Origin of the sequence: Bradyrhizobium sp. ORS 375 (assembly GCF_000239775.1) — a bacterium.
Taxonomy (GTDB): Bacteria; Pseudomonadota; Alphaproteobacteria; order Rhizobiales; family Xanthobacteraceae; genus Bradyrhizobium.
Genome location: NZ_CAFI01000428.1, coordinates 16,923 through 28,702, shown reverse-complemented (window position 1 = coordinate 28,702; position 11,780 = coordinate 16,923). Strand labels below are relative to the sequence as shown.

Sequence of the window (11,780 nt, the reverse complement as noted above, 5' to 3'; positions counted from 1 at the left end):
CAGGCGGGCCATGGGTTGCGGCCAGCAGCCCGGCATTCCCCGCGCCCTCTGTATTTCGGGGGCGAGACGACCTGAAAAGCTCGGGCGCGAACGCGCCGCGATGACGGTCGAACGCGTCCCCTGCCCTGATGACCCTCACGCGCTACGATGTCGGCGCCTGCACCACGCCTGGGCTGCTCGCTGCCACGTGAAGCGCGGCCCGCTATCGTCAGACGGTGCGGCGTGGAATGTTGGGATTCGTTTTTTGAAAGACGCCGGCCGCCGTCGCGGCCGCGAACCTGGGAGCCGCCGATGTCCACTGCCTTCCTGCTGACCTCGCTGATCGTGGTCGCCTCGCCCGGCACCGGCGTGCTGTATACGCTGGCGGTCGCGCTGACGAAGGGATCGCGCATGAGCGTCGCCGCGGCGTTCGGCTGCACGCTCGGCATCATCCCGGCGATGCTGGCTGCGATCGTCGGCCTCGCCGCCGTGCTGCACACCAGCGCGCTGGCCTTTGCCGCGCTGAAATGGTGTGGCGTCGCGTATCTCCTGTACATGGCCTGGCAGACGCTCGGCGAGCGCGGCGCGCTGTCAGTGGAGGCCAAGGACGATGCGCAGGCGCGCTCGGCCGGGCGCGTGGTGCTGACGGGTTTCCTGATCAACATCCTCAATCCGAAACTGTCGATCTTCTTCCTCGCCTTCCTGCCGCAGTTCATCGCCGCGGACGAGGCGCACCCGCTCGCCGCCATGCTGGAGCTGTCGGCCACGTTCATGGCGATGACGTTCGCGGTGTTCGTGGTCTACGGGCTGTTCGCATCAGCCGTGCGAGATCGCGTCGTCAGCCGGCCCCGCGTGATGATGTGGCTGCGCCGCGCGTTTGCCAGCGGCTTTGCGTTGCTCGGGGCAAGGCTGGCGTTGAGCGAGCGATGAAGCCTCGCTCGATGAGACACCGATCCCAACAATGAGCACTTAGTCCCTTGCCGCGTGACGGTGCGCCAATTTGTTGCTCGTCATGCCCGGGCTTGTCCCGGGCATCCACGTCGTTCCGAGTCCGCCGATCGACGTGGATGGCCGGGACAAGCCCGGCCATGACGCTGTGGAGAGAGTGCGCTACAAACTCGGAGCAGCGTGCGCAATCGCCGGCCGTCGCGAAGACGCTCCGAAACAGCAAAACCCGCCTGGAGCGTTGCCGCTCCAGACGGGTCTCATCAGTTCAGCGATTCACCCGGCGGAAATCAGCCGAACTGGTTCATCGTATTGTGCGCACCGCCGGCCTTCAGGGCCTTCTCGCCGGCGAAGTACTCCTTGTGGTCGTCGCCGATATCGGAGCCGGCCATGTTCTGGTGCTTGACGCAGGCGATGCCCTGGCGGATCTCGGCGCGCTGGACGTTCTTGACGTAGCCCAGCATGCCCTGCTCGCCGAAGTACTCCTTCGCCAGGTTGTCGGTCGACAGCGCCGCCGTGTGGTAGGTCGGCAGCGTGATGAGATGGTGGAAGATGCCGGCGCGCTTGGCCGAATCCGCCTGGAAGGTGCGGATGCGCTCGTCGGCTTCCTTCGCCAGCGGGGTGTCGTCGTACTCGGCCTTCATCAGCTCGGCGCGGTTGTACTTGCTGACGTCCTGGCCCGCCTCCTTCATCGCGTCATAGACCTGCCAACGGAAGTTGAGGGTCCAGTTGAACGATGGCGAGTTGTTGTAGGCAAGCTTGGCGTTCGGAATCACCTTGCGGATGCGGTCGACCATCTTGGCGATCTGCTCGATATGCGGCTTCTCGGTCTCGATCCACAGCAGGTCGGCGCCGTTCTGCAGCGAGGTGATGCAGTCGAGCACGCAGCGGTCCTCGCCGGTGCCAGGACGGAACTGATAGAGGTTCGAGGGCAGCCGCTTCGGGCGCATCATCTTGCCGTTCTGGTTGATGATGACATCGCCGCTGCGCGCGGTCTCCGGCGTCACTTCCTCGCAGTCGAGGAAGCTGTTGTACTGGTCGCCGAGATCGCCCGGCTGGCTCGAGAACGCGATCTGCTGCGTCAGGCCGGCGCCGAGCGAGTCGGTGCGGGTGACGACGATGCCGTCCTCGACGCCGAGTTCCAGGAAGGCATGGCGGCAGGCGCGGATCTTGGCCAGGAAGACGTCATGCGGCACGGTGACCTTGCCGTCCTGATGGCCGCACTGCTTCTCGTCGGAGACCTGGTTCTCGATCTGCAGCGCGCAGGCGCCCGCCTCGATCATCTTCTTGGCGAGCAGATAGGTCGCCTCGGCGTTGCCGAAGCCGGCGTCGATGTCGGCGATGACCGGGACAACGTGGGTCTGGAAGCCGTCGATCTTGGCGATGATCTCGGTCTCCTTCGCCTTGTCGCCGGCCTTGCGGGCCGCGTCGAGCGTGCGGAAGAGATCGTTGAGCTCGCGCGAGTCGGCCTGTCGCAGGAAGGTGTAGAGTTCCTCGATCAGCGCGGGCACCGAGGTCTTCTCGTGCATCGACTGGTCCGGCAGCGGGCCGAACTCGGAGCGCAGCGCCGCGATCATCCAGCCGGACAGATAAAGGTAGCGGCGGTCGGTGCGGCCGAAATGCTTCTTGATCGAGATCAGCTTCTGCTGCGCGATGAAGCCGTGCCAGCAGCCGAGCGACTGCGTGTACTTGGTGCTGTCCTCGTCATAGGCGGCCATGTCGGCGCGCATCACGGCCGCGGTGTAGCGGGCGACGTCGAGACCGGTCCTGAAGCGGTTCTGCAGGCGCATGCGCGCCACGGCCTCGGCGGTGACGCCGTTCCAGGTCGGGTTGCTCTCGAGCAGCGCACGCGCCGCCTCGACCTCGGCCTGGTAGGACGAGGGTCCCTGGAGAGCCTGGTCGTTCAGTCCACGCGGTTGGAAGTTCATGTCCGTGATCCCTTGGTTAAGGACAACCTGGGACCTGTTGTAAGCACCCACAGCGCGCGGACCAGACATTGCGCGGAAAACTTGTCACACTTTACAAATCTCTCGTGTATAGCTGTAAGGAGCTTACAGGCCCGGGAGAACAGGCCATGACCACCGCCACCGCACGCTCGATCTTCATGGGCCCGCGCCTGCGAAGGCTTCGCCGCGAGCTCGGCCTGACCCAGGCCGACATGGCCGCAGACCTCGAGATTTCAGCACCTTACGTCGCCCTTTTGGAGCGGAACCAGAGGCCGGTGACGGCCGACATGCTGCTGCGGCTGGCGCGAACGTACAAGATCGACCTCGCCGACCTCGCCGGCGACGGCGGCGCCGACCACACCGCGCGGATGCAATCGGTGCTGAAGGACCCGATGTTCTCGGACATCGACATCCCCGCGCTGGAGATTTCCGACCTCGCCGTCAGCTATCCCGGCATGGCCGAGGCCTTCCTGCGGCTGTACACGGCGTATCGCGAGGAGCAGCTGGCGCTGGCCGAGCGGGCGCCTTCGATCTCCGGCGGTGCGCCGCTGCCTGAGGGCTTTGACGCCAACGATCCCGTCGCCGATGTCCGCCGCTTCCTCGCCGCCCGCCGCAACAACTTTGCCCAGCTCGACGACGCGGCCGAGCGGCTGGCGCAAGCGATCTTCCAGGGCTCAGCGACCGGCTCGCCGCAGGTCTCCGCGAGCCCCGCCGGCTTCATCGAGCGGTTTCGCGAGAAGCACAAGCTCCAGGTCCGCTACATGCCGCCGAACGTGATGCTCGGCTCGCTGCGGCGGCTCGACCTGCACCGGCGGCAATTGCTGATCGAGGATTCGCTCGACAGCGCCAGCCTGAAGTTCGAGCTGGCGCGGCAGCTCGCTTATCTCGAGCTCGACACCGAGATCAGTGCGGCGCTGGAGGATGGCAAGTTCGCCAGCAAGACCGCCGAGCTGCTGGCGCGCCGCGCACTCGCGGCCTACGCGGCGGCGGCGATCATCATGCCCTATTCGATCTTCGCTCGGGCCGTCGATGCCAGGGCCTACGACCTCGAAGCGCTGGCGCGGCAGTTCGGCACCAGCTTCGAGCAGACCGCGCATCGCGTGACGACGTTGCAGAAGCCCGGCGCGGAAAAAATCCCGTTCTTCCTGATCCGGGTCGACCCCGCCGGCAACGTCTCGAAGCTGCTCGACGGAGCGGGCTTTCCGTTCGCGCGGCATGGCGGCGCCTGCCCGCTGTGGTCGGTACATGGCATCTTCAAGACGCCGCGCCAGATCGTGACGCAATGGCTGGAGCTGCCGGACGGCCGCCGCTTCTTCTCGATCGCGCGCACGGTGACCGCCGGCGGCGGCTCCTATGGCGCGGTGCGCGTCGAGCGCGCCATTGCGGTGGGCTGCGCGGCCGAGCATGCGGGGCACCTGATCTACACCCGCGACGGCCACGGTCCCGATGCCAACGCGCCGACCCCGATCGGCACCGCCTGCCGCGTCTGCCACCGGCCGAAATGCGCCGCCCGCTCGGCGCCGCCGATCGGGCGCGAAATCCTGCCCGACGATTTCAGGACATCGTCCGTGCCGTTCGGCTTCTCGGCGGATTGAGGGAGGCTCTGTGACCGCTATGGCACACATCGGTTCGAAAGGAGCACGGCAGAGGCGCTCAGCTGTACCTGCGTATCATATTACCGCTAGAATTGATGTCCGATCATTACTGTTCATGACTGGGACTGATGGTCTTCACCCGGCGCACGGTGCGCCCGGCCGTCGGCGAAGGCAGCGTCATGAACGAGCCGCAGCGTGGATTCTGGCCGGTGCTCGGCGGCCTCAGGTTTCTGCTGGCGATGTGGGTGCTGTTTGACCACACCTACAATGTCGGCCCGGCCGAGCGGGCGATCCCCGTTCTGACCCGGAGCGGCCTGATGGCGGTGATGTGCTTCTTCGTCATCTCCGGCTTCAGCATCCACCACTCCATCGCCAGCCGCCCCGAGGGCTATCTCCGCCGCCGCGTGCTGCGGATCCTGCCGCTGAATGTGCTGGCGGTGGCGATCGGCTGGCTCGCCTGGTCGGTGTTCGGCGCGGCCGGCGGCTACCTCGTTCCGGCCAAGGCGCCGACCGCCTGGCAGTTCATCGGCTGCATGCTGCTGCTCGAGGCGTTCGTGCCGGTCATGATCTCTTTCCTCTACCCGGCGTGGTCGCTGTCGATCGAGGCGGTCTACTACCTGCTCGCGCCGCTATTCCGGAAGCTGGAGGACCGGCCGCACATCCCGGTGCTGATGATCGTCTCGGGGCTGTGCTTCGTCGGCTGGCCGCTGTTTCGCGACGAATACGTCGCCGCCGGCAACTCGTACTGGCTGACGGGCATCGTGATGCTGTGGGCGTGGCTTGCCGGCTGGGTCGCGTACCGGCAGCCGCGCGATATCCGCTATGTCGTGGGGCTCGGGATCGCCGGGCTGGCCTCGGTCGCCACCCAGGCGAAGTTCTTCGACGTCCACCATTTCGGCTCCGCGGCGGTGAACTGCGTCGCCTGGATCGGCACGCTGATCGTGGTGTTCTACCGCGTCGGCGATTTCCGCGGGCGCGTGGCCGCGGTGTGCGACTATGTCGGCGAGATCAGCTTTCCGCTGTACATCCTGCACTATCCGGTGCTGTTCGCGGTCACCGCCTCGCTGTTCAGGCTCTATCCGAACCTGAACTGGGGCATCAGTCAGGTCGCCATTTCGCTGGGCGCCGCGATGCTGGCCTATCACTTCGTCGACAAGCCGTTGCGGCAATCGCCGGGCGATCAGTTCGGCCGCTTGCGCTTGTGGGCGAACGGGTTGGCCTTCTCGCGCAAGGTGATGCGCACCGGCGTGCCCGGCAGCTCGAAGGTCTCGCGCATCGAGTTGACGAGGTAGCGCAGGTAGGATTGCGGGATGGCGTCGGCGCGCGAGCAGAACAGCACGAAGCTCGGCGGCCGCGCCTTGGTCTGGGTGATGTAGTTGAGCTTGAGGCGGCGGCCCGACACCGCCGGCGGCGGATTGTCGGCGATCGCGCCCTCGAACCAGCGGTTCAGCGCCGCGGTCGGTACGCGGCGGTTCCAGATGGCGTAGGCCTCGACGATCGCCTGCATCAGCCGGTCGATGCCCTCGCCCATCAATCCGGAGACGGCGACGATCGGCGCGCCCGCCACCTGCGGCAGCCAGTGGTCGGCATCCCGGCGCAGCGCGGAGATCTGGCCGGGCTTGCCGTCCATCAGGTCCCATTTGTTGACGGCCAGGACGAGCGCCCGCCCCTCCCGCTCGATCAGGTCGGCGATACGCAGATCCTGCTCCTCGAAGCGGTTCTGCGCATCCATCATCAGCACCACGACTTCAGCAAACCGCACCGCCCGCAGCGCATCCGCCACCGACAGCTTCTCCAGCTTCTCCTCAATCCGCGACCGCCGCCGCAACCCCGCCGTGTCGTAGATGCGGAAGCTGCGGCCCTTGTGTTCGATCTCGACGGCGATCGAGTCGCGCGTGGTGCCGGCCTCGGGGCTGGTCAGCAGGCGCTCCTCGCCGAGCAGGTGGTTGATCAGGGTCGACTTGCCGGCGTTGGGACGGCCGACGATGGCGACGCGGATCGGACGGGCGGCCCGCTCCTCGTCGGTCTCCTCGCGCTCGTCCTCCTCGTCATCGGTGGGCGGCACCAGCTTGCTGACGGCGTCGTAGAGCTCGCCCATGCCCTCGCCGTGCTCTGCCGAGATCGCAATCGGATCGCCGAGGCCGAGCGCGTAGGATTCCATCGCGCCGAGCTCGCCATGCTTGCCCTCGCTCTTGTTGGCGAGCAGCAGCACCGGCTTGTCGGCGCGGCGGGCGAAATCGGCGAAGGCGCGGTCGGCGGGCGTCAGGCCGACACGGGCGTCGATCACGAAGAACAGGGCGTCGGCGAGCGCGATCGCGGTCTCCGTCTGCTCCTGCATCCGTGCCGTCAGCGAGCCCTTCGGGCCCTCGTCGAGGCCGGCGGTGTCGATGATCGTGAAATGGAGATCATGGAGCTTCGCCTCGCCCTCGCGGCGATCGCGGGTCACGCCCGGCATGTCGTCGACGAGCGCCAGCTTCTGCCCGACCAGGCGGTTGAACAGGGTCGATTTGCCGACATTGGGCCGGCCGATGATGGCGATGGTGAAGGACATGATGATCCGTGCGCGTGAGCGCGCAGCTTTAGCGCATTCGGCCGCAAAACCGAACGGGCGATCGGCCGATTCGCCGGTGAGATTAACGGTTGAACGAACCGCTCGGCATCGGTGCCGGGAAGCCACCGCCGGACCGTTGCGCCTGCGGCTGCTGAGCCGGCGCAGCCTCGTCCGGCGGCGGCGCGGTGGTTCGGCGACGGACGATCTTCTTCGGCTTGGGCGCAGGCGGAACCGCAGCGGCCCCCTCCTCGACCGCAGCGGCTTCGCCGTCCTGCGGATCGGCGGGCGTCGGATTGCTCACGGCAGCCTGCTGCCGGCCCTTGGCGCCCTTTTTGGCCTTGGGCTCCTCGGGCGGCGGCGCAGCCGCCTGCGCCGCGGCGCCCGGATCGTTCATCTGCTGCTGCTGAGCGCCCTTGTAGAGCTCCTTCGGCACGCCCTGCTCCAGACCGGGGACGCCCTCCGGGAATACCGGCTTGCGGTCGCCCGGCAGCTTCTTCTTGGTGTCCAGGAAGTCGAGCAGGTCGGACGGGTCGAAGCTGCCGCCGCTGGCGCAGCCGCCGAGGGCGCCCGTGAGCGCGACGAGAACGGACAGGGCGATGAGGCGTTGAGGGCGGCGCATGGTGGTCATCTTCCGATCAAACTCAGTTTCGCCGACGCAAAAGCCGCGATTGGCGCACCATCAGCTCTTGGATCAGCTGTTGCATCAGCTCTTGGCGACAGCAGGCAGCAGGGCCTGCAGCGCCTCGGCGCGCGAGCGCAAGCCCGGCGGCGTGTCACCATCCAATGCGATCATGTCGAGCCATTGGCGGGCCGCGGCCGCATCATTGGCTTTCCACGCCGACAGCGCCAGCATCTCACGGGCGGCATGGCGGAACGGTGCGCCGGCCGCGGTCTCGCTTTCGAGCCGCTGCTTAAGATCGGCGTAAGGCGCGGTATCGACCAGCAGGCCTGCTGCCCGCAAACGCGCCATGGACTGCTGCTCGGCACCGATGCTGCGGTCCGCAGCGAGCTCGTCGTAGAGCTTCACCGCGGCCGCCTTGTCGCGCACCGCGGCCTCGGCCGCCTGGTGGAAACGCGCGAGCATGCGGTAACCGGAAGGGGCCATAGCGGCGACGTCGGCAAAGGCCTTCTCGGCCTCGGCGTGCTTGTTCTGCTCGGAGAGCTCGATGGCCTTGTTGAAGGCGGTGCCGGCCTCGGCCGCCTTCTGGGCCTCGAGATACTGGTAGCCGCGCCAGCCGCCGACACCGACGATGATCAGAACCGCGACGGCGATGATAAAGATCGAGTAGCGGTCCCACAGCTTCTTGAGCTGTTCCCGACGGACCTCCTCGTCTACTTCATCAATGAATTCAGACACTTAATTTCATCCCATAGAGTTCGCTGCGAGCGCGATCGGATGGAGCTGAAGTGCCGCGCGAGCCGCCCACTGCCCGCACGCCGGCGCGGATACCGCATCGGTATGGCGGTGGCAAGGCGAGTGCAGCCGAATCAAGGCGCTACTCGTCTTCCCCGGCCGCTCCAGCGGTCGAAGGCGGCTATCACGCCGTCAAGGCCTCGCGCAACTGCCGTTTCATCACCTTGCCGTTGGCGTTGCGCGGCAGGGGGTCCGGCGTCACGATCAGGGTTTCCGGCACCTTATAGTCGGACAGCCGCTCGGCGCACCAGCGGCGCAGATCCTCGGCCTCGGCCGGCGCGCGCGTCACCACGATGGCATGGACTCGCTCGCCCAGCACCGGGCATGGGCGCGCGACGATCGCGCTCTCGACGACGGCGGGGTGGCCGGCGAGCACCGATTCGACCTCGGCCGAATAGATCTTCAGGCCGCCGCGGTTGATCATGTCCTTCTGGCGGTCGAAGACACGGACGAAGCCATCGGCATCGATGGAGCCGAGGTCCCCCGAGTGCCAGTAGCCTGCCGTGAAGCTCTCGGCCGTCGCTTCCGGCCGATTCCAATAGCCCTTGATCACCTGACCGCCGCCGATCCAGATCTCGCCGATCTCACCGCGCGGCAACTCCCGCCCCCGCGCGTCCATCACCAGAATGCTGGCGCCGGGACAAGGCAAGCCGACGCTGTCGATGTGCCGCGCCGTCAGATCGGGCGGCATCAGGGTCGAGGGCGAGGTGGTCTCGGTCGAGCCGTAGGCGTTGACCAGCCGCAGGCCGGGGATCTTCGCCGCCAGCTTCTCGATCGTCGCGACCGGCATCGGCGCGCCGCCGAAGCCGCCGATGCGCCAGGACGAGAGGTCATGGCTGTCGAACTCAGCCTGCAGCAAGCAGAGATTGTACATCGCCGGCACCATGACCGTGTAGGTCACGCGCTCGCGCGCCGCGAGCTTGAGATATTCGCCCGCCTTGAACTCCGGCATGATGATCAAGGTGCCGGCGCAGCGCACCATGCTGGTGACGTTGGCAACCACGCCGGTGACATGGCCGAGCGGCACCGCCGCGATCGACCGATCGGATGGCGTCAGGCCGAGGCACGCCTCGTAGATCATCGAGGAATGGACAATGTTGCAGTGAGCCAGCATCGCGCCCTTCGGACGACCGGTGGTCCCGGACGTGTAGAGGATCATCGCGGTGTCCTCTTCGGCGACGTCCTCCTCGGCCGCGAGCGGCGCACGGTCGGCAAGCCGCGCAAGCTCGGACCGGCCGATGTCGTCATCGACGGCGATCCGATGCATGAGATCAGGGACGTCGGCAACGTCCGGCAGCCGCTCGGTGAGCGAGGCCTCATGCAGCAGCAGCTTGGCGCCGCAATCGTTCAACACATAGGCGATTTCCGGCTTCTGCTGGCGGGTCGAGAGCAGAACGGTGATGAGGCCGAGTTGGGCGGCAGCGAACAGCGACAGCACGAATTCGATCCGATTGCCGAGCAACAGGGCGACACGGTCGCCGCGTCGAAGTCCCTTGTCGCGCAACAGCGCGGCGATCTGGCCCGCCTGGGGCACCACGTCCCGCCACTTCAGGCGCCAGTCGCCGCAGACCAGCGCCTCGCCATCCGGATGGCGCGTGGCGGCTTCCTTGACCATCGCCCAGATGCTGGCCGGACGCTCCACGAACAAAGGCACGACACGGTCGCCGAAGCGCTGCTCGGAGCGCATCGGCGCGATCTTGGCATGTTGCGACCACTGCATTGGATCGCCTCCCCTGGCCTGTTTCTTGTTGTTGCCGGCTTGCACCGGTCGTGCGCCGCCCCCTGCGGGCGACGCCAGAATTGTGCGGCAGGACGCGTCCGCCGAGAACCGCTAATTGCCCATGACGGGAATGCCGAGCACGACGGGATGGAACGCAAACGCCAGTGCGAGATAGACGATGATGCCCACGACGACGGCGATGACGTCGTTGCCGACGCCGCCGACCGGGATCGGCGGTCCGCCGGCATCGCCGCGCCGCTTCAGCGAGATGCGGTCGAACACGGCCCAGGCCAGGATCGAGCCGAACAGGATGATGCCGCCGAGGTCGCCGTTGGCGAGCAGATGGCCGAACGCCCAGAGCTTCACGCCGGCCAGCATCGGATGCTTGAGCGTCGTGTAGATGCGGCCGCGGAGGTAGGCGGCGACGATCATGATGACGGCCGGCAGCATCAAAGCAAGATTGATGTGCTTGAGCGCCTTCGGCGGCGTCCAGACCTGGATCCAGCCGCCGCCGTTGCGGTACTCGGCAAAGCCCCAGACGATCAGCGCCAGGCCGGCGAGTGCGACGATCGTGTAGGCGAGCTTGTAGGTGCCCTCGCCGAGCCGCGCGATGACCTGCGCCCGCGCCTCGCGCCGCGTCGTGAAAACATGCGCGCCGAGAAACAGCACGAGCCCGACCACCATCACCAGAAGTCCCACGACATCCCCCTCCTGTGCACGCGACATCGGGGAACTGGGTATCATTTCCGGGGGGCGCCTCGCAATGTGGCGAGCGCACCGTCATCAGGTGCGCCTTCATTCCGGGGCGGCTCGCAGAGCCGCACCCGGAATGCCGAGATGACTTGCGTTCTTTACAGACAAGATCGAGATTCCGGGTTCGACGCTGACGCGTCGCCCCGGAATGACGGGGCGTGACAGAGCGGACGGTGGGACAACGTCTCGCGCCACATGCGCTATTGCTGCTGTGACGTCTTGCTCAGGTCGCGGTTGTCGACATAGCGGATGGCGATGGGCCGCCCGGCCAGCGCGCCGCCGAGCCCCGAGGTGAACTTCAGCGGCAGGCAGGCATCGAGCGAGGCGTTGATCGCCTTCAGATAGCTCGAACGGATGTCGGCCGAGGCGCCGGAGCTCGCAAACGTCAGACGCGGCGGCGCGACCATCTCGCCGGTCCGCTTGAAGCTGAAGCGTACGGTCATCTGCATGCCGGCGCGGGCGTCGTCCGCGGGCGGCGGCGTCCAGCACGACCGAAGCGCTGCGAACAGATCGCCGATCGTGTCGAGATCATGATCGGGCTTCTGATACTTGGCCTGCTGGTCCTTGGCCGGCCGGCTCTCGATGGTCAGCTGCAGGTTCTGCCCGTACGGATAGTTCATCTCGGGAATGCAGGGCCAGGGACCATAGACGCTGCAGAAGGAGGGCGTGCACGGCTGCTCGTCGAGCACGCTGCACGGCGTGTGCGCGAATGGCACCGGATTGATCTGGCGACGGCGCGCATCGGCGGAGACCGGAGCGGCCAGCATCAGCAGGATGAGCACGACGGTGCGGAGCATGGTGACACTCAGGGACCAATGATAGCGGAGCTGGTCGTTGGACGCGGCGAGCGCAAGCCCAATGCGGGTCACGTCTGCGG

Annotated in this window: 10 protein-coding genes; 3 read left to right on the top strand and 7 right to left on the bottom strand. The window is 66.9% G+C overall.

Annotated features, from left to right (window positions below; genetic code table 11):
* The first annotated feature begins 291 nt into the window (after window positions 1–291).
* Window positions 292–909, top strand: a complete 618-nt coding sequence (locus BRAO375_RS28430) for a LysE family translocator (RefSeq protein ID WP_009030884.1) — start codon at window positions 292–294, stop codon at window positions 907–909.
* 305 nt (window positions 910–1,214) lie between these two features.
* Here BRAO375_RS28430 and BRAO375_RS28425 read toward each other — a convergent pair whose 3' ends face one another.
* Window positions 1,215–2,852 carry an isocitrate lyase gene (locus tag BRAO375_RS28425; protein WP_009030883.1) on the bottom strand — a complete coding sequence of 546 codons (1,638 nt, stop codon included), beginning with the start codon at window positions 2,850–2,852 and terminating at the stop codon, window positions 1,215–1,217.
* A 146-nt stretch (window positions 2,853–2,998) separates the two neighbouring features.
* Here BRAO375_RS28425 and BRAO375_RS28420 point away from each other — a divergent pair, with 146 nt between their 5' ends.
* Entirely contained in the window at window positions 2,999–4,465 is a 1,467-nt protein-coding gene (locus tag BRAO375_RS28420) for a helix-turn-helix domain-containing protein (protein ID WP_009030882.1), read from the top strand.
* 128 nt (window positions 4,466–4,593) lie between these two features.
* Entirely contained in the window at window positions 4,594–5,757 is a 1,164-nt protein-coding gene (locus BRAO375_RS36645) for an acyltransferase family protein (protein WP_009030881.1), read from the top strand.
* Here the strand turns inward: BRAO375_RS36645 and der are convergent.
* The 6 genes from der to BRAO375_RS28390 form a co-directional block, all read right to left on the bottom strand.
* On the bottom strand, window positions 5,646–7,016 hold the full coding sequence (der, locus tag BRAO375_RS28415; protein WP_009030880.1) for a ribosome biogenesis GTPase Der: 1,371 nt from the start codon (window positions 7,014–7,016) through the stop codon (window positions 5,646–5,648). The genes BRAO375_RS36645 and der overlap by 112 nt on opposite strands.
* An 82-nt stretch (window positions 7,017–7,098) precedes the next feature.
* Complete coding sequence (locus BRAO375_RS28410; RefSeq protein ID WP_009030879.1) at window positions 7,099–7,635, bottom strand: hypothetical protein; 537 nt, start codon at window positions 7,633–7,635, stop codon at window positions 7,099–7,101.
* Between the two features lie 84 nt (window positions 7,636–7,719).
* Window positions 7,720–8,373 carry a tetratricopeptide repeat protein gene (locus BRAO375_RS28405; RefSeq protein ID WP_009030878.1) on the bottom strand — a complete coding sequence of 218 codons (654 nt, stop codon included), beginning with the start codon at window positions 8,371–8,373 and terminating at the stop codon, window positions 7,720–7,722.
* A gap of 181 nt (window positions 8,374–8,554) precedes the next feature.
* A complete protein-coding gene (locus BRAO375_RS28400) occupies window positions 8,555–10,150 on the bottom strand; it encodes a class I adenylate-forming enzyme family protein (RefSeq protein WP_009030877.1) in 1,596 nt (531 codons plus the stop codon).
* A 111-nt stretch (window positions 10,151–10,261) separates the two neighbouring features.
* Window positions 10,262–10,849 (bottom strand): NnrU family protein, encoded by a 588-nt coding sequence (locus BRAO375_RS28395; protein ID WP_035642765.1) that lies wholly within the window; start codon window positions 10,847–10,849, stop codon window positions 10,262–10,264.
* A 254-nt stretch (window positions 10,850–11,103) separates the two neighbouring features.
* A complete protein-coding gene (locus BRAO375_RS28390) occupies window positions 11,104–11,700 on the bottom strand; it encodes a UCP034077 family protein (RefSeq protein WP_009030875.1) in 597 nt (198 codons plus the stop codon).
* Between the last annotated feature and the right edge of the window lie 80 nt (window positions 11,701–11,780).

Excerpts from the sequence above, each read along its gene's own strand:
- BRAO375_RS36645 (WP_009030881.1), top strand. The coding sequence starts at position 4,594 with ATGGTCTTCACCCGGCGCACGGTGCGCCCGGCCGTCGGCGAAGGCAGC.
- BRAO375_RS28410 (WP_009030879.1), bottom strand. The coding sequence starts at position 7,635 with ATGCGCCGCCCTCAACGCCTCATCGCCCTGTCCGTTCTCGTCGCGCTC.
- BRAO375_RS28390 (WP_009030875.1), bottom strand. The coding sequence starts at position 11,700 with ATGCTCCGCACCGTCGTGCTCATCCTGCTGATGCTGGCCGCTCCGGTC.
- BRAO375_RS28425 (WP_009030883.1), bottom strand. The coding sequence starts at position 2,852 with ATGAACTTCCAACCGCGTGGACTGAACGACCAGGCTCTCCAGGGACCC.
- BRAO375_RS28400 (WP_009030877.1), bottom strand. The coding sequence starts at position 10,150 with ATGCAGTGGTCGCAACATGCCAAGATCGCGCCGATGCGCTCCGAGCAG.
- BRAO375_RS28420 (WP_009030882.1), top strand. The coding sequence starts at position 2,999 with ATGACCACCGCCACCGCACGCTCGATCTTCATGGGCCCGCGCCTGCGA.
- der (WP_009030880.1), bottom strand. The coding sequence starts at position 7,016 with ATGTCCTTCACCATCGCCATCATCGGCCGGCCCAATGTCGGCAAATCG.
- BRAO375_RS28430 (WP_009030884.1), top strand. The coding sequence starts at position 292 with ATGTCCACTGCCTTCCTGCTGACCTCGCTGATCGTGGTCGCCTCGCCC.